Here is a 26,403-nt window from a genome sequence, read left to right as displayed (position 1 = left end):
TGAGGCCGACATGCCACTTGGCGGGAGGGGAGCGTAGTCGCGCACGCAGAGAAACAGCCGGTCAAAGACTTTGGTGACGGTGCCGTGGGTGCTCGGCGCCCGCGTCCCTGGGGCGGGTCATGCATGGTCGAGCACCGTGGTCAGTAGCTCAGACATGGCGAGAGCCGTCCTAGGGGAGAGGGCTCCGAGCCCCCACAGCCTCAGAGGGTGAAGGACCAGGAGCCGCGTGTCAGGGTGGTTGTTCCATCCGGCGTGATGGTGACCTGGGCTCCGTACACGGGCAGGGCGCCCTCGCGGTTGAGCCGGTTGCGGATGCGGTCCAGGTCGCTCCACAGCCGGCGCGGGCCGCCTTGGTGCACGGTCGGCGAGTCGAGGAACCCGCGGGCTGTGGCGCGGGCCCATGAGCCGTCGGGGTGCAGCAGCCACACGGTGCGGTTGCCACCGTCCATGCTGCGCCGGTACGTGATGCCGGGGATCTGGAGCTCGAGCATCGACATCACGTCCCATGCATCCGGCGGGTATAGCAGCGGGTAGCGGCTGGTGATGACGTCCTCTCCGTCTGCCTCTGCCGCCTCCTGCCACACGTCGTCTGCGGGCGGCCCGTAGTCGGCGCCGTGGCGAGTCGGCATGAACCCGGCCCGGTCCCATTCGATACGGCCTGTAGCGCCGCCTTCGTTGGTCTTGTCGGCGGCCAGGATCAGCCCCGTACCGGCGATGGTCGTCACCAGCCTCCCACCCGGCCGGAGAGCGGACAGCCAGGAAACGGGCACGGGCCGCACCGACACCGTGGCGATGATCCGGTCGTAGGCGCCGGGCAGTTCACCGGTGATGTCGCCAACAGCCATCTGTGGCCGGTACCCCGCCACCAGCACGAGCCGGTCCGAGGCCGCCTTCACCAGGTCGGCGTCCACGTCGATGCTCGTGACCCGGGCATGGCCGAGCCGGGCGCAGGCGAGGGCGGTTCCGTAGCCGGTACCGGTGGTCACCAGCACATCGGAATTTTCGGCGATCATCGCGTGCCGGTACATCCGCACGACCAAGCTGGGCAGCGTGGACGATGACGTCGGCGTTCCACTGGCCATGGCGCCAGGGGCGGCATGATCGGCGGGGCACGCGTCGACGCGGGTCACGAGCGTCTGATCGGTGTAGGCCGCCTCAAGCCAGGCATCCGGGGCAGCCGGGCCGTCACGCAGTAACCAGGCGTCACCGTCGCTCTGCCACCAGCGCGGCACGAACTCGTGCCGCGGCACGGTGGCTACCGGTTCGTGCCAGCGTGACTCCGGTCGGACGACCTCGCCGGCCAGGCGCATGGCCCGCGTTCGCCAGTCCATCACTGTCCCTTTCGCTTCCTCAGTAAGCAGGGTCGCAGGCTGGGGTGTTCGCCGGATCGCTACCACCTCTGTGGCAGCGTGAACGTCTCCCTGCCAGTCGAGGACGGTGAGTCCAGATCGGGCGATCGTGCGTGCTCGAGTGACCGTGTTGGGGTTTCCGGGGAGTTGAATGGCGGGGTACTCGCGTAACGACGGTACGGGTGTGGCGGTGCGTTGCATCGGGTGGTCAGATCCTTTGCGGAGAGGGAGGGTGCACCAGGTCGTCGTGCCGTCGGAGGTCGTGCCCCATTCGTCGGCCATGGCGCTGACAAGGGCGAGACCGCGGCCGTCCTCGTCCTCAGGGGACGCGCGGCGCAGGACGGGCCGATCCGGAGAGCCATCCCGGACCTCGATGACGACGTGATCGCCACTGATGAGCAAGCGAAAGCCGATGTCGGTACCGCTGCCGTGGCGGAAAGCGTTCGTGACCAGCTCTGTCGTGAGGAGTTCCGCGGTCTCGACCAGGGCCGGCTGGTTCCAGAGCTTCAGACCGGCCCGGATAATGCGACGGAGCCGACCGGGCCAGACGGAGTCTGCCTTCGTGAGGTGTCCCGGCATCGAAGCGGGATCGCGTTCGATGGACACCTCGTGGCCTGTACGCACGGAGCGAGGGATGGCGCTCGTCAGTGCGTCGAGCGCAGTCGATGTCATGCCCAGTCCTCCGGATCGACGGAAGTAGTGAACGGGTGCAGCGGCACCGGGCACTTGACGCTCAGCGCCGTTGCTCTGCCTCGTTAGTCAACGGGCGACTACGCGCAGGGCAAAGGAAAAAGCGGAGAGGGCCCGTCGGCCTCGGACCGGAAATTTTTACCTTCGGAGGGCCGGAGTCCGGGGTAGAGGACTACCGTGGGGCCGTGACGGCGAACGTCAATCTCGCAGCAGCTATGGAGCGGTCTGGACTAAGTCAGGGGGAGTTAGCAAGCCGTCTGAACCAGCGGATCGAGGCGTTGACCGGGAAACTCGGCGCGCTGTCCGATCGGCACGTCCGACACTGGCTCGCCGGGAAAACTCGCTGGCCGCATAAGAGACAACGGATCGTCCTCGAAGCAGAGTTCGGAGTGAGCGCGGAGGAACTGGGCTTCATACCTCCCCCTCGTCGTACCCCTGCACTATCGGAGGATGATGACGTGCGTCGACGCGCCTTCACCACGGCGACCGCATCCCTCACGGCCGCCGCTTTACGGCCCGCCCATCTGTCCAGTGGTGCTTCCCGCGTTGGGATGGTCGACGCCAACCGGCTGGAAGAGAACTTTGCTCGCTTGGTGGCCGCGGACGCCGCGACGGGTCTCACCGTCGGCCTAGAGACCCGGGCCGTCGCCCATGCCCAGCACGCTTTAGACCTCATGGCCATCGGCCACGCCAGCGAGCGCGTTCGCCGACGCCTGTACTTCCTCGCCGCCGCCTTCATGGGCACCGCCCTGTGGGCGGCCCTGGACCGGATGGAGACCGCGCGCGCGGGACGGCACCTCGACCGAGGCCTGCGCCTTGCGCGGCTCTCCGGCGATGCCGGGATGGAGATGCGGATGTGGGGCCACGCCGCCCTGCTTCACCTCCAGCAGCGGCAGTTCCCTGACGCCCTCGCCGCGGCGCAGATGGGCCGGGAGACTCAGGTGTGCCGCCGCGACCCGCTTTTCCGGTCCTTGGCCGCCGCCCGTCTGGCTGGTGTGCAGTCGGGAGCTGGAGAGCGTGCTGCAGCCGTGCGAACCCTCGGCCAGGCAGAGGTCGCGTACGAGCGCGCCACCCCAGAGCAGCTCCGCCCGGCCTACATGGACTTCTACGACCGGGCCGAATTCGAGGGGTTGGCCGGCCTCGTAATGATGCGGCTGGGCCGGAACGAGGAGTCCGAAGCCCACCTACACCGCGCGCTGTCCGGCCTGCGGCCTGACTATCACCGCAACCGCGTCTACTACACGGTCCTCTTGGCGACGACACAACTTCGGCAAGGGGACGCAGACGCAGCATGCGCTACCGCGCTGACGAAATTGCCAGACGACCCTGATTCACTGTCAGGGCGCACCAAGGCCCTGTTCGCGCGTTTCGACCAGGATCTGACCACTGAGGCGGCCGGAGCACACTTCGTGACCGAGTGGGCCGACCGTTATTCCCGAGGAGGAATTGCGTGACCGTCAACGTGAGGCACTACGGGGCTGCGGATCTGGACGAGATCCGCGAGACCATACTCGATCTCCACGTCGAAGTACGACACCGGGACTTTGGGCTCACCGGCCCGTTCTACGACCGCGACCGCTTCAACGAGCGGCTGTCTGCCTACGCTGCACGTCCGGGCTGGTCCGCAGCTCTGGGATACGAGGACGGGCAGCCAGTCGGCTTCTGCTTCGGCACCGCCCTGGCACCGGACACGAAATGGTGGGACTCGATGAAGGAACCCCTTCCTGCCGAGACCACCCACGAGGATGGCCACCGCACCGTCTCCCTCAACGAGATTGTGGTGCGCAAGTCGTGGAGGGGACGCTCCGTCGCCTGGCAGCTCCACGAGGCGTGGCTCCACGGCCGAACAGAGGAGCGAGTGACGCTTTTGGTCAACCCCGCGGCCGGTAACGGGGCAGTGCAGGCCCGGTACGAGGCCTGGGGGTATCGCTCCATCGGTCTGCAGCAGCCGTTCCCGGACTCTCCCGTGTTCGCGGTGATGCTCCGACCGACGAAGCTCGACTGAGCCGACAGACCCCAGATGTATCGACCCGCAGCGTTGTTCACGCGGCTGAGGGGTGGCTTGCCTGCGAGGGTGGTGTGGTTGCTGTTCTGTCCGTGGGAGGAGCGCAAGCCCGTACTCAGTGGCAGCTGAGTGCGTGCCAGCGGCGTTCGAATCCTGGGAGGCGTTTTTCGAGGTCGGTTGTTTGGATGGGCCGGTTGTACTGAGCTGTGATGCCTTGGTAGGCAAGGTCGTTGAGGACGGGTTCGCTGTCCGTGCGGGAGGTGCGGGCGCGGTGGGTGGCCCAAGCGTCGTAGATCCGGAATTCGAGGAAGTAGCGGGTGAGCGTTTTGGGTTTGATGGGGTGATTTTCGCGGTCGTGTATGCCGCGTTGGGCGAGGTGGGCGGATAGTTCGGTGCCGTTTGGTTCCTTGCCGTGCTGTTGCTGGAAGTCGTTCCAGGCCAGGTAGTAGTGGTCAACTGCGGTGAGGTCAGGGAGTGATGAGTCCCCGGCCTCCGCGTCGGGGGTCTCCTCGAGTGCAGGTTCCGGGCTGTGAGCGCGGTGCTCTGCAGAAGGGGTTGCACGGGGGGTGCGTCCTGGTTCGCTTCTTGTGCCGCGTACAGGGCTGGTTGCCGCCGGCTCTGGGGAGCGGCCGTCGTCGCGGCGCGAATCCCTGGGCTGCTGTGGCAGAAGACTGTCTAGGGAAGTGTCCGGTTCCTCAAGGGACGGGGGATGTCCTTCAGGGTTGGTCACCTCGTGGTGGTCCAGGACGTACTGGCTTGGTAGTGGGCCATGAGCGGAGGCCAGCCGGTATCCGTAGGTAGGGGAGAGTCGGCTGTGTTCCCGGGCACGGGACTCCTCCTCGTCTAAAGCTTCTTCGTGGTGTGGCGTCTCAGGTGTGTCGCTGGCTTCCGGTTGCGAGGAATCGTCGTGGTCGGGTACCACGGTGGGGTTCGGCTTGCCGGCTGGCTGCTGGGCTGTTCGGTCCCGTTCGTATTGCTTCCGCGGTGCATGGCTGGGGTCGCAGGGGTAGCTGGGGTCTCCGGCCTTGGGGGGTGTCGCGGGCCTTGTGTTTTCATCCGTTGGGAGTGCCTGGATGTATTCGCCACCGGTGGCGGCAGCGGGCTGGTTTCCCAGGGCTGCTGCGGTGACCTGTCCCGTCCCACGGCCGACTGTGTCTGCCGGTTCGGCCTGTGGCTGTGGCTGTGGTGCCGGAGGCAGCAGCACCGGTTCGATGCCGGCTGCCGCGAGGCCCGTGGGCGCAGTCTGGGTTAGTGGGACGCCGTAGCGGGCCAGGCGCAGCGGCATCAGCGACTCCACGGGGGCCTTGCGGCGCCAGGCGCGGCCGAAGCGGGTGTGGAGGCGGGCTTGGTAGACGAGACGTTCCTGCTCCAGCTTGATGACCTGCTCGTAGGAGCGCAGCTCCCACAGCTTCATGCGGCGCCAGAGCAGGAAGGTGGGGAGGGGGGAGAGGAGCCAGCGGGTGATGCGTATGCCTTCCATGTGCTTGTCGGCCGTGATGTCGGCGATCTGGCCGATCGCGTGCCGGGCTGCCTCCACCGCGACCACGAAGAGGATGGGGATCACTGCGTGCATGGCGGTGCCCAGGGGGTCCGGCCAGGCTGCCGCGCCGTTGTACGCGATCGTCGCTGCCGTCAGCAGCCACGCCGTCTGGCGCAGCAGCGGGAACGGGATGCGGATCCAGGTGAGGAGCAGGTCCATGGCGAGCAGGACGCAGATGCCTGCGTCGATGCCGATCGGGAAGACATAGCTGAAGTTCCCGAAGCCTTTCTTGAGGGCGAGTGCGCGGACGGCCGTGTACGAGCCAGCGAAGCCGATACCGCTGATGGTGAGCCCGCCGAGAACGACGGCGGAGATCACGAGGCGTTGTGCCCGGCCAAGGCACAGCAGCTGGTTTTGAGAAGCTGTCTTCACGGGCTGCTGGCCGCTATCTGCTCCTGACTTCATCTGTGTTCGGCTTTCGCTGGGGTGCGTAAGTCGCGACGGTGCTGATGGGCAGGCCGATGCGGGCGCTCTGCCCGGGCGGTTGTGGTGGGCGACGGCGGGATGCGGCGGGCTTGTGGGCAGGCCGGTTGTGCGGCGGCATACCCGAGGACACAAGCCCGGGTGCGGGTGGCCGCTGCGCCGTCACTGCTGTCGCCACGGGTTCGGAAGGCAGGGTGTTCGTCTGACGGGGCTCGGTGGAGGGCCATATGGAGCGTGGGGGGCCTGCGTGCTGGTTCGCTCATCGGCCACGTGCCCGTCCGCCGGTGGGGCCCAGGAGGTCGTTGATGAGCTGCTCGGTCTCGTTTTCCAGGGAGCAGTCGATCTTGCGGTTGATGTCCTGGATTCGGGTGATCGCGGTGTGCAGTCCGGCCCGGTTCCCGGCCGCGTGCTCGATGCGCATCCAGTCCCGATACAGCAGCTCTGCGCTGTCGTCGACGTCGAGACCGGTTGCGATGGCCTGCCTGGCGGCGGTCAGGTCGTGGTGCGGGCCTGTGGGTGTGCGGTAGGTGGCCACGGTGTGGGCGACATCGATGATGCGGGTGCTCATTTCCTGCTGGTAGGGCTCGGCCCACGGCAGTGGGCGGGTCCCGAAGGGCCGGCCGCGGATGAGGCCGAGTGCCTTTTCCAGGTCCGGCAGTCCGGCTGTGCCTTGGGGCAGGGCGCGCTGGGCGAGCTGGGTGAACCGTGCCCAGTCGCAGCGGACGGCTTCGGACAGCTCGTAAGGGTCGTCGCCGGACCGGCGCCTGGGCACGTACGCGTTGCCGGCCGGGTCGTTTCCCAGGGCGCGGCGCAGGCCTTGCAGGCGGGCGTTGAGTGTGGCTGTGGACCAGGGGCTGACCGGGTCCATGTCGGCGCACAGCACGTCGGCGCTGCGGCCCGGCCGGAAGTACAGCAAGGCGGCCAGCCGTGCCTGGCTCGGGCCGTGGCCGGTGGTGGCCACGCCGGTCACTTCCACGGGGCCCAGGACCCGGATCTCCGGCGCGTGCAGGTCCTGCGCCTGGGTATCTTCGCCGACGGCCTCGGCTGCCGGGGTCTCCTGCGGGCGGCCGGTTGCCTCCGCTGCCTTCTGCGGTGCCCGTCCGTCGGGCGTCATTTCGGCGGGTTCCGTCCCGGGTTCGGCAGGGGCCTTGCCAGGCGCTTTCGGGTCGGGCAGCAGCTTCAGGCTGGCGGGGTCGGTGGACGCGGCCAGCAGTGCCGGGTAGATCTCGCTGTCACCGGTGCCCGCGGTGAACGGGGACGCCGGCACGGGTTTCTCGCCGTCGCCAGACTGTGTGGGTTTGGCCAAGTCCAGTGGACGGGGGCGCTGCGGGGTGTCCGGCTCGTGCGGTACCTCTTCCCATGGTCCCTCGGCTGGGTCGGCGGGTTGCGCGGAGATGGCGAGCGCGGTGGTGATCTGCAGGTAGGCGGCATGCTCCAGACGCTGCACCGTGATCTCAGAGCCGATGTAGTCGAATTGCTGGGGCTTGCTGAGTGAGGCGTTGAGGATTTCGGCGTCGGGGAAGGACGCGGCCGCAGCGCTTGCGGGGGCGATGAGGGTGACGGGAACGTGTTGGGCCTTGTCGATTATGTCGGCGAACTGCCAGGCCAGATCGGCGTCCAGCGTGGACGCACACAGCAGCAGGTACGGCTGATGACTGGTTTCGGGCATCTGGTGCGCTTCCAGCAGCCGTTCGCTCAGGTCCCGCAGTGCGTGCCTGGCGTGGCGCATGTGTGCGATCCGGGACGTGGGCAGCAGCTGCGGCAGGTCCTCGCCGAACCCGATGGTCACGATCTCGGCCTCGCTCGCCCACGGGCTCATCCCGAGCTCCAGGGCGAGCGACGTGCACACCTCGGTGATGTGTACCGGGTTGCCGTCCAGCAACAGGGCGGCCACCTGGGGGAGGTTGAGCAGCAGGAGGTCACCCGACTCGGTGCTGCCGATTGTGACCAGTCCCGGATACGGCGCCGGTACCTCGCGGGCGGTCTCCTCGTCCAGGAGGACTGCTTCGGCGGGCAGCACCCACCAGCCGGCCTGCCCAGCCACGAAGGGCGCCTGCGGCTTGCGGGCGAGGCCCTCGGGCAGTACCTCCACTGTGCGGGTGCCGATCCGCGCGGCCCGTATCGGGGGCAGATCCGCAGCCTTTTCGTGGGCCACCTGGTGGGCCAGGGTCCGTAGGGCCACGTCCAGGCGGGCAGCGCCGCCCGGTTCGGCGGCCGCCGCCAACTTCGCCTCGGCGGGAGAGGTCTCTGATGCGATGGCGATCTTCTCACCAGGCGTGCGGCGGCGGCGCTGCAGCGTCCTGCGCAGGGCAAGAGCGCCGGTGATGGCGGCCGCCAGCAGCGTGCCGGCACCGAGAACAGTGCGCAGGTTCAGCGGACTGCTGGCCGGTGCCGGTGCCGGTGCCGGTGGCGGCGTCTCGGACGCCGTGGTGGCGGGGGAGGAGTCAGCGGAGCCCGGCGCCTCGGCCGTGGCCGACGGGGCGGCGGCAGAGGGTGCGGGGCTGGTGCCGGGCCGCGGCGTCGCGGACGCCGTCGCGGAAGGAGAGCCCTGTTCCTGCCCCGGTTGCTCGGCGGGACGGCTGGCTGGGGTGCTGGGGGCCGATGACTCTGGCGCGGGCGCTGTGGTGGTGCCCGGTGCTGGTGCCTGCTCATCTCTCCTGTCATCGCCCGGCTTTTGCTTGCCATCAGGCTTTTGGGTGGCTGGGGGAGTGGTCTCCTGGCTGCCCGCCTCATCGCCGTTGTCGCCGTCCCGTGGCGGCGTGTGCGGGTCGGGCTGGGCGCCGGGCACAGTGACCTGCTGCCCCGCGTAGATCACATCCGGGTCGGAGATGGCGGGCAGGCCGTCCGGCTGCGTCTTGCCCCGGCTGGCCTTGAACAGGCGTGGCCACTCGCCGCCGTCGCCGAGCTCTTCTTCCGCGATCTTCGACAGGTAGTCGCCGGAGTGGACCGTGACAACGTGCTCATTTTTTCCTTCAGCAGTGGGAGCGGCCCTGCCCAGCTGTGTACGGATGCCTCCCGCGGCAGCGGCGGTATCAGGCATCTCCAGCTGCCAGCCGGGCTGCAGAAAGCCGTGCGCGCGAAAGACCTGGCCGTCGACCATGGTTCGGCCCTCGTTCAGGGCGGCGATCTCCCGCCACCGCTCTCCGTCGCCCAACTCCCTTTCGGCGATGCCCCACAGGCTCTGTGCGGGACGCGTCGCGCGGACCGTGTACGAAGTACGGGACGCCGGTGTGCTTGCGGAGTCCGGCAAGGTCTGGTCGGGCTCGGCGGTCTGCGGGGCTGGGGCCTGGCCGGGGACGCGGGCCTCGGTGGTGGCCGGTGAGGCGTGGGCGTCGGAGGCCAGGGCCGAACTCGTGGGCAGCAGCACCAGGATGCTGCCGACCAGGAGAGCCGCGGCACGCTGCGAGGCGCCAAGTCTGCGCGGGGCCTGCCAGCTCCGGCCCCCCACCTGCGCGATCAGCTCGCGTACGGCGCAGAACGCAAACTGCGCCCACCCGATCCAGCCCACCGCGACGAGCAGCAGCAGGAACGCCGCCCCCGTATCCTGCCGGTCCAGCAAGTGCGTGAGGTCGTCGTGGCTGGAGGCCCAGATGGCCGGGGTGACCCAGGCCAGCAGCAGCGGCAGCCCGGCGACCGCGGCGGCCAGGACGAGCAGGCTCAGCACGGCCTTGAGGACCCGGCCCAGCGTGCGGCCGGCCGCTGTGGCGGGGGAGTGGGTGGTGCGCATCAGTTTCCTTCGGGAGCGGTAACGCCGTGCAGGAGGGTGGCTTTGCCCTGGCCGGTCACTGACAACGAGCCGATCCCGACCACCGACAGGAACTTCGTGTCGTACGAGCCGGTGACGTTCACGTTGAGGGTCTTGCCGTCGCCGGACACGCTGACCGTGCCGGTGGCGCCGGCCGAGCGTAAGTAGGCCTGGGCCGCGGCCTGGGCATCCTGCAGGTCCACGACGATCGCTGTGCCGCTGATGGCCTCGGCGGGGTCGATGGCCTGCCCGCCGGCCCGGGCGGCCTCGCCGGCGATGTAGTCGGCGCGTTCGGTGGCACGCATTTTGCTGCCGCCGTCGACGGCGACGCCGATGATGCCGATCAGGGCGAGGACGCACACGGCGACGAACACGGTGACGCCTCCCCGGTCATCCCACCGTGCCCGGCTCAGCCCTGTCTGCCGGAAGCTCATCAGTCACCTCGCTGCCTGTACTGATCCACTACGGAGGTGGCTGTCGACGTGAGGGTCCGGGCCCCGGGCACGCCCGGCAGCAGGAGATCCGACAGATCGACCGTGCAGGTCACGGTCACGGTGACCGTCCCTACCTGGCCCACCGGCACGCTGAGGCCGCCGGTGTTGACGCTGACGCTGGTCGACGCGCACGTGATGCCCTGGTCGTTGAGCGACTCGGCGGCCGCCGCGTGCGCGGCACTCTGGGCGGCACCCGCCGTACGGTGAATGGACGCCTCCCTGGCCGCATCTTCAGCTGCCGCGTCGATCTTCGAGCCAGAGGTGACGAGGCGCCCCCCGGCGATAGCCAGCCACAGGAACATGATCAGCGACGGGAGGATGATGGCCGCCTCGATCGCGGCGCTGCCCTCATCGCTGCGAAGCCTGCGAGCCCATCGGGCCATGTATCGCACGTAGTTCACCTTCCCGGGACCGTCCAGCGCTCCACGGGACCGGACGCCGACTGGGTGACCTGCAGACCCGGAACGCCCGGGATCATCGACATGGCCGTGCCGGAGACCTGTACCCGCACCCGCTGCCCGTTGCTGCTGGCGGACACGCTGTAGCCGCGCAGGCTGTCACCCGCGACGCGCCCCAGCACCTCCCGTGCCTGGGCCGCACCGTCGGCCGGACCCGACTCGTAGGCGCGGGCCGCGGTGAGGCCCTCGCGAGCAGCGGTCAGGGCGATCTGCCGTGCGTAGTACCACATGGAGACCTGGATGACGGCCACCGTGGCGATCAGCACGAACGGGAAAATGATCGCCATCTGGATGGAGGTGTCACCGCGGTCGTCGCCCCATCGTCGTCCCTGCCACCAGTCCTTCAGCCGCGCCGGAGGAGACATCACAGCCCAGTGAGCTTGCCGTTGTACTTGGAGATCACGACGGCGATGGTCCCGGCGATCAGTACAGCGCCGGTGACGGCAGCCACCCAGATGATGACGGTGGTGGTGCTGATGTCGCCGCGGTCCGGCCTGCGCTTGGCCTCCTCCAGGCCCTCCTGCAGACGCGTGGTCGCCCAGTGCACCGCACGGTAGGTGCGGGCTGCGGTGTGCTTCATGCTGTGCTCCTTGCTCCTTCAGAGGTTCAGTGACTCGGGGTGGCCTTAGACGGTGAGCATGCGGATGACCGCGGGGAACGCCATCAGCAGCATCACCAGGACCGCCAGCAAGGCGCCGGGGGCGGTCATCTTCTCGCTGGCGGCGTTCGCCTCCGCGGCCTGATCGGCCAGCAGTTCGGAGTTGAGCGCTGCGGTACGAGCGCGCAGCGCCTTGTAGACGGCGGCGCCGTCCGTGGCCGATCCGCGCATGATGTCGGCGACGTCGTCAAGGACGGGCAGGTCGTACTCGGCGGCGAGTTCGGTCAGCGCCTGATAGGGCGGGATCTTCTCCATCCGGGCCCGTCGCAGGGCGCCCTGCAGAAACAGGAAGGGCCAGCCGAGGCCGACCTCGGCGGCCTTCTCCAGCGCCTCGGCGGGGCCGGCGTCGGCGGCCCGCTTGAGCGCGACAAGGTCCAGGTAGGCGGACAGGGCGTGCGCGAACTCCTCCCGGGCCCGCTTCGCTTGGTCACGGACCGCGAGATCCGGTGTGATGAACAGCAGTCCCGCGATGAGGAGGCCCACGCCGGCGGGAACGTAGAACGGCAGGGAGACGCCCGCGATGATCCACGGAATCGTCGCAATGACCGGGCAGAGCAGACCCAGCGCGGCGAGCGTGGTCTTTCTCAGCATGAACTGGCCCCGCCCCTGCCCCAGCAGGGCCAGGTTGATCGTGGGGATCCGCACACCGGGCAGGCGCTCGAGGCGGGCCAGCAGCCAGCGGCCCCACACCTCCTCGCGGTCCAGCTCCGGCTCGGGCATGGTCAGGGTGGCCGGGGCACTGCGCTGCAGGGCCGGCCCCAACGCGGCCTGAGGGCGCAGCAGTTCCCGCACCAGCAGCGCGAGGCCGGCGCCTACCGCGCCACCGGTCAGGACGACGGGAAACAGGTTCACGACGTGACTCCTTCCGGCTCACGGCCAGCGACCGGCACGCCCGGCTCCGTCGCCGGCGAGGGGCAGCCGGACTGTGCTGGACGGGTCGGTGATCAAAAAGCGCGGGATGCGGCGGAAGGCACCCAGCTGCCGCATCAGGGCGAGCACCCCGATGAACCCGACGGTCAGGAAGGCGAGCACGAGCTGCCCCAGCAGCGTGGAGTAGGGCTTGGTATAGGACGGCACGAAGAACCCGGCCACCACGACACCCACGGTGATGACGGTCATCCACCGCACGGTGGTCCGCGGCTTCGCCCGGTCCGCCTCGATGGCGCGCTTCTTGGCGACCTCGTCGCGGACCGTTCCCGCCAGGTCCTCCAGCGCCTGGGCCAGGCCCGGGCCGCGGTCGTTGACGGACAGGATGAGCGCGGCGACCACCTTGTCCGCGGTGACGTCGTTCAGTTCCTCGGCGAACGCGCGTAGCGCTCCATCCGGCCGCCAGCCCAGACGCAGCCGGTCGGACAGATTGACGATCTGCGGGGCAAGTTCGTCCGGTGCACCCTGACGGCTGGTGATCATCGCCTGTTCCAGGCCCATGCCCAGCCGCAGCAGGCCGGCCAGGCGCTGCGTCCACTCGCTGAGGGCCTCCAGCTGGCCGATGCGTTCCTGCGCCATCTGCGCCGGGCTGATCAGCCAGGGCACGCCGACCACGGCCACGCCGAGCAGCGCGCCGCCCACAAAATTCCCCGAGACCAGCCACACGGCCACGAAGACCACGACCGCCAAGGCCGCGAGGGTCCGACGGCGCAGCCGGACGTCCTCGCCCTGGTCCTTCCCGGCGCGCAGGGCCTGCCACCGCTGCTGCAACGGAGCCCGGCGCGGCGCCGTCGTGCCCACGAGGCCTGCCACCACGCCGATCAGCCCGCCGATGACGGCCATGCCGCTCAACAACCCCCACAACAGGGTCATCGGATCACCCCCACCTTCAGCTGCAGCGGCGCCTGCCAGGCCCCGTAGGGCTGTTGCAGCTGGGCGGAGTCGAAGCCGACGCGGCGCAGGTCGTCGACGCAGCCCGGATCCATCCTCGGCACCGCGCGCAGCTCGCCGAACTCGGCTCCGGGGGAGAAGACCGTGTTGGTGGCGGGACGGCCGTTCTCGCCGATCCCAGTCAGCTCCAGGACGTGGGAGACGTAGCGGTGGCGGCGGCCGCCGATCTGCGTCTCATCGGTCATGTCGACGTACACGATGAAGTCCAGGCCGTTGGCGGTCTGCCGGTAGGCGAGCTGCTCGGACAGGTTGTCCTGAGCGAGCGCGTACAGCTCGGCGATCCGGTCGAAGATGATGTCCGGGCGCCGGGCGTGAATCGTGCACAGGTTGCCGCCCGACCCGTTCGTCAACGCCTGCATCATCGCCACGACTTCCGGCCCGCGGACCTCGCCCACCACGATCCGCTCCAGCGACATCCGCAACGCGGGATGCATCAGATCCAACAGCGTGACCTCGCCAGCACCCCGCCCGGTGACGTCCTTCTCCCCGTTGGACTCGCGGCCCACCAGGGAGACGACCTGCCGGTGGTAGCCGTTGGCGTGGGCGAACAGCTCGTCCTCGGTCTGAATGGTCGCAAACCGGCACTCCGGGCCGAACTCCTTGAGCATCGCCCGCAGCAAGGTGGTCTTCCCGGCCTTCTGCTTCCCCGCGATCATGATGTTCTTCTCCGCGCGCACGCACGCGCCGAGGAAGTCGCGCAGGATCGGGTCGATCGTGCCCAGCCGCACCAGGTCGTCGAGACCGGCGTGGGAGACCCGGTGCCGGCGGATGACCGCATAGGTCATCGGGCCCAGCCCGGTGATCGCCTGCAGACGGGAGCCGTCCTGCAGGGACAGGGCCAGGGTCGGGTTCGCCGTGGAGATGGTGCGCTCGTTGTGCCCGGAACTCCGGGCCAACTCCCTTAATAACTCCAGCAGTTCGTCCTCCGACTCCGCGATCGGCCCGACCATCCGGCGCTCACCGTCGCCGTAGTCGAGCCACACCTCGTCCGGGCCCTGGATGATGATGTCCTCGACCCGCTCATCATCCAGATACGGCTGCAGCCGCCCGGCCCGAAAGAGCAGGTCATAGACGGCACGCCGCAGTGCCTCATCCTCCTGCGGCGCCATCGCCGCCGAGTCCGACCACAGCGCGACCGCCTCGTTGATCCAGTCCAGGCAACGCTGCTGCTCGCTGGCCCGGTCCATATCAGGCTTCGCCTTCAGCAACTCCTCGCGCTGCTTGGCGACCTGGCCGGCGATATGCCGGGCCACCTGGTAGTCGACGGTGACCTGAGGCGTGGCGGTGCCGAGCGCGTGCGTACTCGAGGCAGCACCGGCAGCCGTCCCATTCGCCTGATGAGGCCAGGCCGGCTGGGGGCGGCCAGGTGGCGGGGCCACGGTGGGATCGGGATGCAACGGCTTACCGCGCACGGGTCACCTCCCCGCCCCCAACAAACGCTGCCCGCGGATCGAGGCGGGCCCGCCGCGCAGCGGCCCGCTGAACCAGCAGGGCACTACACGTCCGGGAGGCCTTCATCAGGGCGGATTTGGTGAAGTGGCGCGGCTGATCGGCGCCGTCGGACAGAACCTGGGCGTCCTTCGGCGCATACGGAAGGGTCGCCACCACCGGCACCTGCAGCACCCGCTGCACCTCGCCAGCGGGGTAGGGCCCTTCGTTGATCACGATGAGCCCGACATCGCCGACCCGCTTCTCCAGAACGGCCACCCGGGCCTGCGCGGATTGCAGGGAGCGCAGGGTATTGCGCACCACCACGACCACCGCGTCAGCCTGCTCGGCCAAGACCGCGGAGGGCCCGAAGGCCCCGGTGCGACCGAGGTCGATCAGAATGTCATGGCCTTGGCTGGCGTCGATGCCGCGGAAGGCCACCGCCAGCGCCTTCCACACCGAAACCAGACTCGCCGCCTGCGCGGGGTCGGTGATGCCCGGCAGCAACAGCCGGTCGCGCGGCGACTCCTGCTTGCCGTCGTCACTGGACAAATCGATCAGCTGCCGCCAGAAAGCGTCACCGGACTCGCCCTTGCGAGCAGCGACCGACAGGTTCCGCAGCCCGTACCGGTCGCCGAGCGTGCCCTGCAGCAGACCGTGCAGCACGGCCCCGCCGTCCGGGTCACACTCAGCCAGGATCATCTTCCGGCCCTGCTCCAGCGGCCACGACAGCAGCAGCGCCAGCGCACTCGTGGTTACTCCCGGTGCGCCGCTGCAGCCGGCCAGCGCGATCACAGCCATCAGCTACCGTCCGGAGCAGCGAGGACCAGGCGCAGCGTGCCAGCCGACACCCACGCAGCGGCGATGGGACCGTCATCCGCAGAAGTAGCGACATCGACGACCACAACCCCGCTACCAGGGGCGGCGCCGGACGCCTTCACGACCCGCCCGGCGATGGTCCTCGGAGAGAGGCCGGACGACTTGCCCGTGTCCTCCACGCCCTGCGCCGGGACGTGGACCAGCTCCACCTTCTGGCCCGGCACCAGCGCGGTGGCCGGGACCTGTTCCGACTTGAGCCCGATCGGCACCAGCTGCTCGCCGGCCTTCACCAAGGAATCCTCCGTCACCTGCGACGGCGCCAACAGGGAACCGGGCCTGAGCTCCACAGCGGCCCGCTTGCCCACCACTGAATCCAGGTCACCGGCACGCACCGCTTTGACGGCCGGGTCCAGGGCGATGGAAGCCTTGCCCAGGTCCTCTTCGCTCAGGACCTGGCCGACCTGGACATCGCGGGCCACGGTCACCACCTCGGTGCGGTGGCCGACCTGGAGCAGCAGGACGGCAACACCGGCCCCTCCAGCGGCGATCAGCGCCAGCGACAGGGCGATGACACCCGGCCGGCGCCTGCGGGCCGACACCCGTGGGGGAGCAACCGCGCCGGATACTCGTCCCTGCTGGGGGACTCCGTTGGGGCTGGCTGCTAATCGTTCTTGGGACTTGCTCAACGTTCTGTCCTTCCGGCGGCGTTATCTGACGACCTGCAGCTCGCCGATCGCCACCTGCACGTTGGTTTGCCGGATCTCGGTGAGCTGGCCGGCAGCTCCGCCGCCCTGCCAGTCGATCGTCCACGTCGACGTCGCGGTCACCGGGTACTTGCCGCTGCGGGCACCAGCTGAGCTCTTGGAATACACATGTCCGCAGTTAGGTGACTGGGCCATGCCCTCGGACGCCTGGTACGGCGTGCCCGGGCCGTTGCACGTCACGGAGGCGCCGTCGCCCATCTGCCACACGATCTTGGAGACCTTCGCGGTAGCGGTGACGGTTATCCCGCCCGCCGAGGCCGACGCGGTGTTGGGCCCGAAGGTCGTGGCACTCTGGTTGACCCACATCCACGTCGGCACACCGACCGTGTACTTCCCGGCCCCGCGCGGGCTGGCGATGTCCGGGCCGAGCAGCGTCATCGAGTCGACCGCGCGCTGCGCCAGCTCCTGCGGGTCCACCTGGGGTGCGGGTTGGCCCTGCGGTACGACGACGAAACCGTCGCCGCCGTCCGTGCAAGCGCGGAAGTACAGGTCGCTCTTCTTGGGGTCGGCGCCGTTCCAGACCGGATGGTTGGCCGGCGGCTTCGGGTTGACCTTGGTCAGCTTGCACTGCGTCTTGCTGCCGCTGCTGCCCTGCGAGCCCGTCTGGGTGCCCTTCCCGCCGGTCTCGTCGTCCACGCCGACGCCGACGCAGAACTTGATGACCTGGCACTTGCCCGCCCCGACATCGGGGTCGTCGTCGGCGTGCGCGGTGCCTGCCGCGGCCAGGACGAGGGCGCCGATGAGTAATGACAGGCGCCGGGTCAGCAGGCTTGATCTTTCGCGGTCAACTCCGTGACCATCCACTTCGTCCCCCACTTTTCAAGCGTCGCGGTGCTGACGTATTTGATGAGTCGCTCCGATGGAAGCGGGACCGGCTTCTTCGAGGCCTTGTCGATCAGCGTCCAGTTCGTAGTGTCGACGCAGTCCGTGAGGGTGGCCTTGGGAATCTCACCGTGGGTCACCTTGGGTTCCTTCGGGTGGATCACCGGAATCCCGGTCGTTACCTGCCTGGCCTCCCGCATCGCAGCCAGGTCGCTCTCGATGTCAGCCAGGGCCCGGAGAGTGGTGTTCTTCTTCAGATCGGTGCCTGCGGAGGATGCCTTCCTGTAGGCCTCCGTCTGCGCACTCCAGGAGCGGGTGTACGCGGCGACGACGGCGGCGTCCTCCGCATCAGCTGTGGAACTGGGGGACGACGACGGGCTAGCCGTTTGAGTACGGCTGGGCTGGGGCGGTGACGCGTCCGTGCCGCTATCGCTACAACCGGCAAGCGCCACCAGACTGCCCGCGAGAAGTACGGCTGTGGCGTGCTTCCGGGTGCGAACAGCGGCGAGCCTGAGCCCTGACGAGCGTCGTTTTGTGCGTGTCACGTTGTCTCCCCGTGCGACGCGGTGCGATGCGACCGCTGCCTCCGGCCTCCGGTATACGGCGGCCCGGTACCGCGGCCTGGTCCAGCTGCGGTAATGCGTTGCGTGACCGCAAGATTACGCATATGCCAGTCAACTTCCCAGCTTGATATTGGAGTTCACTCGTACAACTCGGGACTTAACCGGTCACTTTCGGAACCGGATGTCGATTTCTAGTCCTGTGTATTGGCTCGTTCCGTCCGCACATGTTCCGGGCCGGTCCTGGCTTCGTGCGGACCGCTTCAGCGCCCTGTTCGCAAGAACGAGACCTCGCGCTGTCGGTTCTTCCGGTGGCCAACCTCGGCGGCGTTGAGCGCGTACGGATGCTGCTCACCTCGCCCGACCTGTAGGGGAGTCGGCCACACGGTGATCACGTCTCCGTCGAGCGTGACGCGCCGGCCTGGGAACTGATGGCGCACCAGGTTCAGGTCGTCCAGGTCGAAGTCGTCGGCCCCTTGGACTACGCAGGCGCTTCCGACGAACGAGACGGCCTGGGTGTCGACGGGCCATTCGGCACCCGAAGCCATTTCAGGGATGCGAATCTCACTAGCAGCTTGAGGCATCTGGTTCTCCCAAGTCCGAGACACGCAGGGTCGTTTGAAAGGCGCGACCCGGTGTGCAGAAGTAAACTAATGGTTCGCGTAAGCAAACGTCAAGAGAGTTCCGAAGCAGTTGCAAGGCTGCGACATTCGGTCGACACGAGACTGCCGAGTCACAGCTCGGTCCAGGGCCGCGGCTTGCCGCCAGCCAGAGGCACCCAGACATTGCGGGTAGGACCCTTGTCTTCGAGGTCTTCCAGGACCGCCGCGCCCATCGGAACCTGCCGGGCCAGCGTGCCCACGAGCGGATGCTGCGCCACCATGGCCTGCAGGTCGGAGATCCGGTTGTCCAGTACGTACCGGGAGGCTCCGGTGAGCGCGAACAGGACCCGGGGAAACACGGGATACCAGCGCAGCCAGACGGCACCGGGAACGGCCGGCTGACGTGCTCGGGACCGGCTGGCAGGCTGCGGCTCGTACGACCACAGCCGCGCGTATTCGATCAATTTCGACGCGAGCCGCTCGCTGCTCATGGTCGTTCGGTCGACCTCGACGAATGCCCTGAGCTTTGTCCGCTGATCATCACCGATGAGGGTGTAGTGCATCACCGCATCCGTGATGATCTTCTCGCCGTCGCTGAGCGGGTGTGAGACCTCGGGTGTCCAGTCCAGGTGACCGTGTTCGTCCCCACGCCTGCGGGCATCGGTGACGAACGCCAGGTGGGTGCGGACCACGGTCAGGGTGTGCGGTGTCTTCAACGAGGCAGCCGTGGCCGAGGTGATCGGATACGGCGGACGGCCCCGGAGCGCGGGGAAGTCCCTCACCAGCCGGGCACCCTCCCCTGTCAGGTACCAGGCCCGCGACCGGTTGGACTGCGGCAGCACCGCGTAGTCCACCAGGCCCTTGCGGCGCAGCTTGTTCAACGGTGTGGAGACGGTCTGCCGCGCCGCGTCAGGCCGCAACAGGTCGTGGAGCTGACCGGTTGTTGCCATCCGGTGCTGCCCCAGCACCGCAAGGAGCTGATGCGGCAGCGGCTCGACCGGACTCGGTGTGCGGCCGGACGACAGGGTCTCGAAGGCGGTGGTCACTGGTATCCCTTCTTCTGCAGCCGTGCGGCGGGCCGGGTGGTGGGGGCGTGCTGGGCGAGAAAGTCGCCCACACGGTTCAGTTGGTTAGTGGCGAGTGCTGTGAGCTGGTCCAGTGGCGCAGCCCCGGCCATGGCCCGGGCGGAGCGCTCCAGTGCTGCCGCCTGGCGGGGGCGGGCGTAGTCGGCGAAGACTTCGTCGAGGTGCGGACCGGTGATCGGGACGGGGCCGACGCGAGCGCCCCTGACCGTCAGCGACATGTAGTGCTCGAACCGGTCCAGGGCGGCGACGATGTCAGGGCCGGGGCGGTCGCCCCATTCCGCGGTGATCGGGGCGATGGCGGACTGTGAGCCGGCGGTGGAGGCCAGGGTGGAGGCGTTCTGGACCAGGGACAGCCGCACCGGGTTGGGCAGGCGGGCCAGCAGCTGTGTCATGCCGTGGACGTGGACCTTGTACTTGCGGAAGTCCTCGAACATGCTGGCGATCGTTTCGGGGGCCGCGCCAGTCAGGGTGATCAGCTCGTCGAAGTATGGGCGGAACGGCACCCGCTGGCCTTCGGGGGTGTCGCGGCGGGAGCGCACGGCGCGTAGCAGGTCCCGGGCGAGCAGCGCGGTGATCAGCCGGTCGGTGGGTCCGTTCCCGCCCGGGCACACCCATACGATCATCTTCGAGTCCATCGCGCCGCGGATGTTGTAGACGCCGGCCGGCTGCCCGAGGAACGCGCGGGTGACGGGGTTGGCGGCGAGGCGGGCGATCGGGTTGAGGACCACGGCGAAGGAGTCGGCGGGCAGTGTCGGGAACACCGTCTGCCACCAGGAGCGGGTCTCCTCCTCGAGCCGTCCCTCCACCCCGGCGAGCGCCGCAGCGCGGAAGAGCGGATCGGTGAGTAGCGCCCGCAGGTGGAAGACCGTGGCCTGGTCCTCCGGACGCCCGGCCTGGCATGCGGTTTCGTTGACGGCCACCAGCACCGCCAGGGCGGCGGTGAGGATCGTCAGCGCGCGGGGTGCGCTGGCGTCGTCCCAGCCGAGCGCGGACGCGAAGGCGTCCGCGGTGGCCTCGACGACCTCGTGCGCTGTCTGGCCCTGGTGCATACCGAGCGGGTTCCAGCAACTCACGTGCGGAGAAGTCCCATGGGCGTTGAGGTCGATGAGTGCGATCCGCTGCATCAGCGCGTCGTGGGCCAGGAACGGCAGAGCACGGGGCCAGGAGTCGCGGTGCGGGTCGACGAACAGCAGCCCGCCTCCGGCATGCGCCCAGCCGATCGCCTGAGCGAGGGCGCGTTCGGTCTTGCCGCCGCCCGCCTTGCCCACCCCTACCTCGAACAGCGTCTCCTTGGCGTAGCTGGCGATCAAGCGCCGACGACCGTCGGGGGAGCGGTAGATGCCCTGCAGCAGCAACTCGGGGTTCCCGAACTCGAAGGTCGGCAGGTCTGCGGCGAGCAGCGGCAGACGGCAGTGCACCGTGGGCGGCTTGAGCAGGCCGAGCAATTCCTCCAGGCGCACCCAGTTCGGGCGGGGTGGCTGGCAGTGTCCCAGCCGCCAGCGGCGCTCGAAGCCGCGCCGGCTGGGCCAGCGGTCCGCGCCGAACCGCCACGGACCTACGCGCCACCCGCGCATCGCCCACCGCGAGCCCCCGCCGAACACGTCGAACGCGGCCTGGAGCTGGGCGAGCCTCGCCTCGGCCCGCCCTTCGGTGTTCGAGGCGCACATCACGAGCAGCTGCACACGGACGAGATGGTCGTCACCGGCGAGCTTGCCCAGCGCGTCCTGGGGGTCCACCCGGCGGGGGACCGGCGGCATGACCAGACGGCGCCCGCCCCCGTCCTGCTTCCGGCTGACCAACTGCTGCAACTGCCAGGCGAGCGAGTCCTCGATGCCGGTGGCGTCCTGCCGCACCCACCTGGCAGCCCGCTGAGCCTCGCGACGCTCCCTGCGGCGAGCGTCCGACATCAGCTGCACACGGCGCGCCCGAAGCGCCCACTTGGGGGCCCGCTGGATGTCGAGCCGTATCTCAGCCAGGTCACCCAGTTCCGCCCGCAGGTCGCAGACGGCATCGATCAGTGGCTGCAACGGGTCCGGGTCCAGCGGCACTTCACGCAGCGGGGCCGTGGGCTTGCCGCGCAGGATGAACTCCGCCCGCACCACATGCTCACGCGGCTTGTCGACGAGGGGACGAGCCCGGTTCACCGTGACGCCCGGGCCGAAGGGAGTGATCGACAGCAGACGTTCGCCGCCGGCGGGACCCTCGATCCGGTAGCGCAGCGGACTGGACCCGTCGGCGCGCAGCCGGATCTGCACCGCCTTCGTACGGCGCGGCGCCCACCACGGCATGCTCGTCGAGGCCCGGGCGAGCTGGACTCCGCGGCGGAAGATCTCCTCCAGGCCGGGGTCGAAGTGCCGCGACGGCACGAGCTCCAGCGCCATCCGCTCGGCCGAGGCCTTCCTCGCCAGGCGGCGTACCGCCGTCTCGCTCACGGCCCAGATGACGATGGCGGCAGCCACGGGAACGTACCAGTAGGCGATCACCCAGCCGACGGTGTGAATGATGCCGGTGAACATGCCGAATACCGAGCCGGACGCTGACGGCGCCGCCTGGCCGGTCAGGTACGGGGCTGCGGAGTCCACGTGGATGCTCCTTTCGTCGAAGTGCGGGTGAAGTACCGGTCGGTGATGCGCCGGTCGGTGTAGGTGCCGCCGCGGTCGGTGCCCGCCCACACCAGGTGCACCACCGCCTTGTTAGGGCTGCCGTCACGGCGGGCGATGGCGGCCTGGATACGGAAACGGGCGGTGGCGAACGCCGGTGCGACCGCCTGGTCCGGGTCGCCGAAGATCGCGGGCCACTTGGCGCGGCCGATCCCGGTGGCGTCCGCCCGCAGCAGGCCACGGCCGGCCGCGAGGAGCTTGCGCTCCTCGTCGGCGGCGAGATCGGCGGGCCAGGCGTCCTCCAACGACTTGTGGATGACGGCATCGCCGGCGGTGCCCTCGCCGTGCGGCGGCAGCGCGGACGCGCTGGCCGACTGTGCCGACGCGGTGGAGGCCGGGGCCGGCGCGAGCCCGCTGGCCTGCCCAGTACGGCCGCCAGAAGCGGACGCCGAGGGATGCGACGTGGGAGCGGCCGCACGCGGTGGCGCCGAAGCTGAGGGTGCGCTCTGCGTATGCGGCACCGTCAGCAGGATCACCCCGGCCACGACCAGGACCCCAGTGGCGATCAGCAGCAGGCGCGGCGAGCGCGCCGGGGACGTGGTCACAGCAGGCGGGCCCCTCCCGCGTATCCCGACATCGCGTTGACCGCGTCCAGGCGGACAACGGTCCCCGGACGGGCGGCGTTGACCATCTGCCCGCTGCCCACGTAAATCCCGACGTGATAGATCGTCGAGTCATGACCGGGAGCGTCGGCATAGAAGACGAGATCGCCGGCGTTGAGCGCATCGGACCCGAGACTCGTGGGGATGCGCTGGCCGACCCCGGCCTGCGCAGCCGCCGTACGCGGCAGCTGAATGCCAGCCTTCGCGTAGGCGTACAGGGTCAGCCCCGAGCAGTCGAAACCCTTGATGCTTGCGCCGCTCTTTCCGCTGGGGGAGCAGCAGATGCCGTACGACCTGCCGCTCGCGTTGCCGCCGCCCCACGAGTAGGGCACGCCCCGCTGGGAGAGCGCCGCCTCGATGACGGTGCGGACCTTGCCCGTGACGTTCTTCAGGTCCGGGTCCTTCGCGGCCGCCGTGTACTGGTCGATCCAGCCCAGCACGTTCGAGACGTACTCATTGGAGTGGTTGTACTGGAGGATCGCCGCCTTGAGCTGCGCCCGCTTGGTCAAGTCCCGTCCGTTGCCGCAGAGATAGGCCGCGGCGCCGAGCGCGGCGTCGTCGGCGTTGTGCGGGTCGGCCGTCTTGTCCCCGTTCGCGTCCTCGCCGATGCCCTCCCAGGTCGACGGCAAGAATTGGAAGGGTCCGACCGCGCGCTCCCCACTGGCGGTTCCGTCCCACTTGCCGCCGTCGGTGTCCGGGAAGGCGGTGGTGTTCCCGCCGGCCCCGGAGCCGTTGAGGAGCACCCCGTAGATGCGCGGGCGGATGTCGCCGTTGTCGGCGATGTTCCGGCCCACGGCGTGGTTGGACTCGACCTTGGCGATCCCGGCCAGGATCGGCCAGCGCATGCCCTGGCACTTGGGCACATGCTTCCCGACCTGCTGGACGGCCTTCTTGTAGGCGGTGAGCATGCGCGGCGGGATGTCCGCAGCGGTGCCGCCTTCGGCGACCCCGCCGTCGGCGCTCGCACCCGTCTTCAGCGCCACGTACGCGCTGATCGCGTTCCCTGCCGGTGCGGCACAGCACACGGCGGCGAACAGCAACAGCACCACCACACACCCCCACTGCGTCTTGCGGCGCCGGGCCGTCCTCACCCGTCCTCACCGTCCTCGACCTGCCACCGTGCCCGCATCTCGCGCAGCGCTTCGGCCTGCCGCATCAGCTCCTGCATCCGGGCCCGGTTGCCGGTGCTTGCAGAACCCTCCGCGCCACCGTCGCCGGGGGGAGCGGTCCGCCCTGGTCTGCCGCCTGCTGCAGCCCGGGGCGCACCGCTTCCGAGCCGGGGCGGGGAGGTCGGCGGCGCGCTCGGCCGTGTGCTGACCGAGGCCGGAGACGCGGACGCGCTGGCCCGTGGGGAGGCCTGTCGCGTACGGGCTGGAGAACTGGAGGACCCGGTCGGCCGCGGAGCCGGTGCCGGACGGGCCGGCAGGCGACGGGTGACGAAGGGGCCGGGGCCGCCGCTGTCGTCGGTGTGCTCCCGCAGGACACGAGAGACATGACGTCCTGTGTCGGCCCAGGCCCGGCCGTCCTCGCGGACGGTGTTGCCCCAGACCTGCACCTGCTGCCGGGCGTCCAGCAAGTACTGCGATTTGCCCGAGCGGGCCCGGCGGACATTGGCCGGGAGCCCGACTGTCGTCCCGTATGCGGCGCGGCCGCCCCGGTTGAGGATGCGGTACCCGCGCAAGCGCACCAGACGGTTGTGGGCGCGCGTCGACAGCAGCGTGCGGTCGGTGTTCTGGTCGTGCAGCACCTGCCCCGTGCGGCGGTCGACGACCTGGCCGTCCTCGTCGCGGTAACGATCGGGCGGACCGCCAGGACGGCGCGGCCCTCCGCCGCCTGAACCGCCGTCCGGGCCGCCGTCCGGGCCGCCCGCGTCCGGGTCGCCGTCAGCCGTGGGCTTGCGCCACTTGGCCAACTGCTCCTTGTCCGGCCGCCGGCCGATCAGCAGCCAGTGGGTGCCCTTCGCGCCAAGTCGCGCCCCCGCCCCGCTCACGGCGGCCGCCGCGGTGAGCGGTGCGAGCCCGCGACCGGCTTCGGCGCCTGCGTCGGCGAGGACACGGCCGGTGTCCACCGGCATGCCCGCCCCGTCGAACAAAGAGGTGAGCGCGCCCATCAGCCGCTGCCGGGTGCCGAGCAGCCCGAACCGGCCGCCACCGCCGCCGGTGAAGGCGCGCAAGCCCCCGCCGTATCCGCCCAGTGCTGCGGGCGAGTTCATGGCGAGCGCGGCGCCGAGCTCGGAGGTGTCGCCGGGCATGTGGGTGCCGCCGACCTTGGCGTAGCGCATCCGCATGGCCATGCGCCGCCCGAAGGAGGTGATTCCGGTCAGGAGCCTGCGGTGTCCGGCCGTGCCCGCGATGGCGAGGACATCGATCAGCAGGATTCGCTCGACCATCAGGTCGGGGCCGTTGGTGATGGTGGCGTCCACGGCGATGCCGAAGAACGGTACGAAGGCGCAGACCCCGACCACGGTCAGGGCCGAGATGCCCCAGATCGACAGCCACTTCCACACTGACTGGCGTGCGGGCCCGGGCAGCATGCCGGCGATGAAAGTGACACCGCCCGCGGCCGCGGCTGCCGCACAGATGCCCTGGGTGCCCAGCAGCACAATGGCGCTGGAGAGCAGCATGCCGCAGATGAACAACGTGGCGATGAGCAGCAGGGCGGCCCCGCCGACCCGCCACCAGGTGGGCTTCTCGGCGTAGGCGGCGCAGGACTTGCCGACGTCACCGGTCTTCTTCATGTCCTGCAGGAAGGCGTAGAACTCGCGGTCCTCGTCGGTGACGATCGCGTGGGAGGCGTCCAGCAGTTCACCGCCTGGGGTGAGCTCCGGCAGGGTGCCGCTTCCGTTGTTCCCGGGAACAACGTCGGTGTCGCGCTCGCAGTACTTCTTCGCCTCGCCCTTGATCTTGGCGCAGGCGTCTTTCTTGTCCTCGTTGTCTTTCTTGGCGCCCGCCTTGTATCCGCCGGTGACCCACATCAGATGGACGGCGTAGGCCCTGCGGTCGGCAGGCTTGGCGGGGTCGAGGATGCGCCCGTACTGCAGCAGCATGTACGGCTTGACGATCAGCGCGTTGGTGATCGAGTCCTGGATCGGGCGGGCCACCTCTGCCGCGGAGACCGGGCCTTCGCCTTCACGCTCCAGGCATGTGATCTCCGCGCTGCCCGCCATGCCCTCACACGGCCCCTTGCTGGCGAGCTTGCCTCCCCAGTCGTAGGAGTTGACGCTCTGCTGCGCGACCTCGGCGGCCACCTGCTGGGATTGCCCCAGCGGTCCGTCCTGGGCGAGCAGGGTGTCAGGGCGGACGAACGCCGAGGCGGCGAACGCCGCGATGAGAAGAGTCAGAAAGATCTCGCCCAGACCGCGGCCGACACGGCCACGCACGATCATGAACCCGGCGAACACGAACGCCCAGGCCAGCAGCAGACCCTTCAGCCCGAGCGTGTCCACGACCACGTTGTCGTAGGTGTCGGCGGCCTTCTGCGCCGGACGGCTCAAGATCTTCAGCAGCGGGAACCGGAAGGCCACCTCGATCGCCCACCCCGCCAGGCCGACCAGCATCCGGATCAGGGTGAACAGCCCAGACAGAGCGAACGCGAGGGCCTGCGTCTTGAAGGCGACAATGGAGCCGCCTTCGGCGTTCAGCTCGTACCCGTTGATCGGCACCCCCTCGGAGGAAGTGATGTTCAACGGGGTGAGCAGGTCACCGGTCTCACTGTTGCTGCTCGCCGCGTACACGACCTGGCTGTTCACCATGACGAACACGCCGGTGACCAGCAGGACGAAGCCGACCGAGCGCAGCGTGCCGCGGTCTGGACGGAACATC

At 69.3% G+C, this 26,403-nt stretch carries 22 protein-coding genes; 2 read left to right on the top strand and 20 right to left on the bottom strand.

The features are described from left to right. Positions 1-200: 200 nt before the first annotated feature. Entirely contained in the window at positions 201-1,955 is a 1,755-nt protein-coding gene (locus tag SAVERM_RS45450) for an ATP-binding protein (protein WP_338058978.1), read from the bottom strand. A 269-nt stretch (positions 1,956-2,224) separates the two neighbouring features. Between SAVERM_RS45450 and SAVERM_RS01410 the strand changes: the two genes are divergently transcribed. Then, on the top strand, positions 2,225-3,493 hold the full coding sequence (locus tag SAVERM_RS01410) for an NsdA family TPR-like regulatory protein (protein ID WP_137951565.1): 1,269 nt from the start codon (positions 2,225-2,227) through the stop codon (positions 3,491-3,493). Next, positions 3,490-4,044 (top strand): GNAT family N-acetyltransferase, encoded by a 555-nt coding sequence (locus SAVERM_RS01405; RefSeq protein ID WP_010981630.1) that lies wholly within the window; start codon positions 3,490-3,492, stop codon positions 4,042-4,044. The genes SAVERM_RS01410 and SAVERM_RS01405 overlap by 4 nt, the downstream gene beginning before the upstream one ends. Positions 4,045-4,159: 115 nt before the next feature. Here the strand turns inward: SAVERM_RS01405 and SAVERM_RS44135 are convergent, their stop codons facing one another. From SAVERM_RS44135 to SAVERM_RS01310, 19 genes are all read right to left on the bottom strand, one after another. Next, positions 4,160-5,956, bottom strand: coding sequence for a DUF2637 domain-containing protein (locus SAVERM_RS44135; RefSeq protein ID WP_242432096.1), 1,797 nt, complete (start codon positions 5,954-5,956; stop codon positions 4,160-4,162). A gap of 310 nt (positions 5,957-6,266) precedes the next feature. Beyond that, complete coding sequence (locus SAVERM_RS01395) at positions 6,267-9,734, bottom strand: AfsR/SARP family transcriptional regulator (RefSeq protein WP_010981628.1); 3,468 nt, start codon at positions 9,732-9,734, stop codon at positions 6,267-6,269. Further along, complete coding sequence (locus SAVERM_RS01390; RefSeq protein WP_010981627.1) at positions 9,734-10,186, bottom strand: TadE/TadG family type IV pilus assembly protein; 453 nt, start codon at positions 10,184-10,186, stop codon at positions 9,734-9,736. Before SAVERM_RS01390 ends, SAVERM_RS01395 begins: the two co-directional genes overlap by 1 nt. Then, entirely contained in the window at positions 10,186-10,629 is a 444-nt protein-coding gene (locus SAVERM_RS01385) for a TadE/TadG family type IV pilus assembly protein (RefSeq protein ID WP_037651070.1), read from the bottom strand. The genes SAVERM_RS01390 and SAVERM_RS01385 overlap by 1 nt, the downstream gene beginning before the upstream one ends. A gap of 14 nt (positions 10,630-10,643) precedes the next feature. Next, the gene (locus tag SAVERM_RS01380) at positions 10,644-11,069 is read right to left on the bottom strand and encodes a TadE family protein (RefSeq protein ID WP_174514656.1); all 426 of its coding nucleotides are present in this window, start codon (positions 11,067-11,069) and stop codon (positions 10,644-10,646) included. Next, positions 11,069-11,284 carry a hypothetical protein gene (locus SAVERM_RS01375; protein WP_010981624.1) on the bottom strand — a complete coding sequence of 72 codons (216 nt, stop codon included), beginning with the start codon at positions 11,282-11,284 and terminating at the stop codon, positions 11,069-11,071. Before SAVERM_RS01375 ends, SAVERM_RS01380 begins: the two co-directional genes overlap by 1 nt. Before the next feature lie 45 nt (positions 11,285-11,329). Further along, positions 11,330-12,214 carry a type II secretion system F family protein gene (locus SAVERM_RS01370; protein WP_010981623.1) on the bottom strand — a complete coding sequence of 295 codons (885 nt, stop codon included), beginning with the start codon at positions 12,212-12,214 and terminating at the stop codon, positions 11,330-11,332. An 18-nt stretch (positions 12,215-12,232) separates the two neighbouring features. Next, a complete protein-coding gene (locus tag SAVERM_RS01365) occupies positions 12,233-13,162 on the bottom strand; it encodes a type II secretion system F family protein (protein WP_010981622.1) in 930 nt (309 codons plus the stop codon). Further along, on the bottom strand, positions 13,159-14,652 hold the full coding sequence (locus SAVERM_RS01360) for a TadA family conjugal transfer-associated ATPase (RefSeq protein ID WP_010981621.1): 1,494 nt from the start codon (positions 14,650-14,652) through the stop codon (positions 13,159-13,161). The genes SAVERM_RS01365 and SAVERM_RS01360 overlap by 4 nt, the downstream gene beginning before the upstream one ends. Next, on the bottom strand, positions 14,642-15,469 hold the full coding sequence (locus SAVERM_RS01355) for a CpaE/TadZ family protein (RefSeq protein WP_010981620.1): 828 nt from the start codon (positions 15,467-15,469) through the stop codon (positions 14,642-14,644). Before SAVERM_RS01355 ends, SAVERM_RS01360 begins: the two co-directional genes overlap by 11 nt. Next, entirely contained in the window at positions 15,469-16,086 is a 618-nt protein-coding gene (locus tag SAVERM_RS01350) for an SAF domain-containing protein (protein ID WP_242432097.1), read from the bottom strand. The genes SAVERM_RS01355 and SAVERM_RS01350 overlap by 1 nt, the downstream gene beginning before the upstream one ends. Positions 16,087-16,194: 108 nt before the next feature. Next, positions 16,195-17,067 (bottom strand): ATP/GTP-binding protein, encoded by an 873-nt coding sequence (locus SAVERM_RS44130; RefSeq protein WP_242432098.1) that lies wholly within the window; start codon positions 17,065-17,067, stop codon positions 16,195-16,197. Further along, a complete protein-coding gene (locus SAVERM_RS42105; protein ID WP_137951566.1) occupies positions 17,013-17,618 on the bottom strand; it encodes a hypothetical protein in 606 nt (201 codons plus the stop codon). The genes SAVERM_RS44130 and SAVERM_RS42105 overlap by 55 nt, the downstream gene beginning before the upstream one ends. A 278-nt stretch (positions 17,619-17,896) precedes the next feature. Beyond that, positions 17,897-18,181, bottom strand: coding sequence for a hypothetical protein (locus tag SAVERM_RS01335; protein WP_037651016.1), 285 nt, complete (start codon positions 18,179-18,181; stop codon positions 17,897-17,899). A gap of 185 nt (positions 18,182-18,366) precedes the next feature. Continuing rightward, on the bottom strand, positions 18,367-19,281 hold the full coding sequence (locus tag SAVERM_RS01330; protein WP_010981617.1) for a replication-relaxation family protein: 915 nt from the start codon (positions 19,279-19,281) through the stop codon (positions 18,367-18,369). Continuing rightward, complete coding sequence (locus tag SAVERM_RS01325; protein ID WP_037651018.1) at positions 19,278-21,902, bottom strand: hypothetical protein; 2,625 nt, start codon at positions 21,900-21,902, stop codon at positions 19,278-19,280. Before SAVERM_RS01325 ends, SAVERM_RS01330 begins: the two co-directional genes overlap by 4 nt. Then, the gene (locus SAVERM_RS01320; protein WP_010981615.1) at positions 21,878-22,525 is read right to left on the bottom strand and encodes a hypothetical protein; all 648 of its coding nucleotides are present in this window, start codon (positions 22,523-22,525) and stop codon (positions 21,878-21,880) included. Before SAVERM_RS01320 ends, SAVERM_RS01325 begins: the two co-directional genes overlap by 25 nt. Beyond that, on the bottom strand, positions 22,522-23,673 hold the full coding sequence (locus tag SAVERM_RS01315; RefSeq protein ID WP_010981614.1) for a C40 family peptidase: 1,152 nt from the start codon (positions 23,671-23,673) through the stop codon (positions 22,522-22,524). The genes SAVERM_RS01320 and SAVERM_RS01315 overlap by 4 nt, the downstream gene beginning before the upstream one ends. Continuing rightward, a complete protein-coding gene (locus tag SAVERM_RS01310) occupies positions 23,670-26,402 on the bottom strand; it encodes a hypothetical protein (protein WP_010981613.1) in 2,733 nt (910 codons plus the stop codon). Before SAVERM_RS01310 ends, SAVERM_RS01315 begins: the two co-directional genes overlap by 4 nt. Position 26,403: the final 1 nt, after the last annotated feature.

The sequence above is a fragment of the Streptomyces avermitilis MA-4680 = NBRC 14893 genome, from assembly GCF_000009765.2.
GTDB classification, from domain to species: Bacteria; Actinomycetota; Actinomycetes; order Streptomycetales; family Streptomycetaceae; genus Streptomyces; species Streptomyces avermitilis.
The sequence above is the reverse complement of the archived record's forward strand: the minus strand, read 5'-3'. Positions and strand labels throughout refer to the sequence as shown.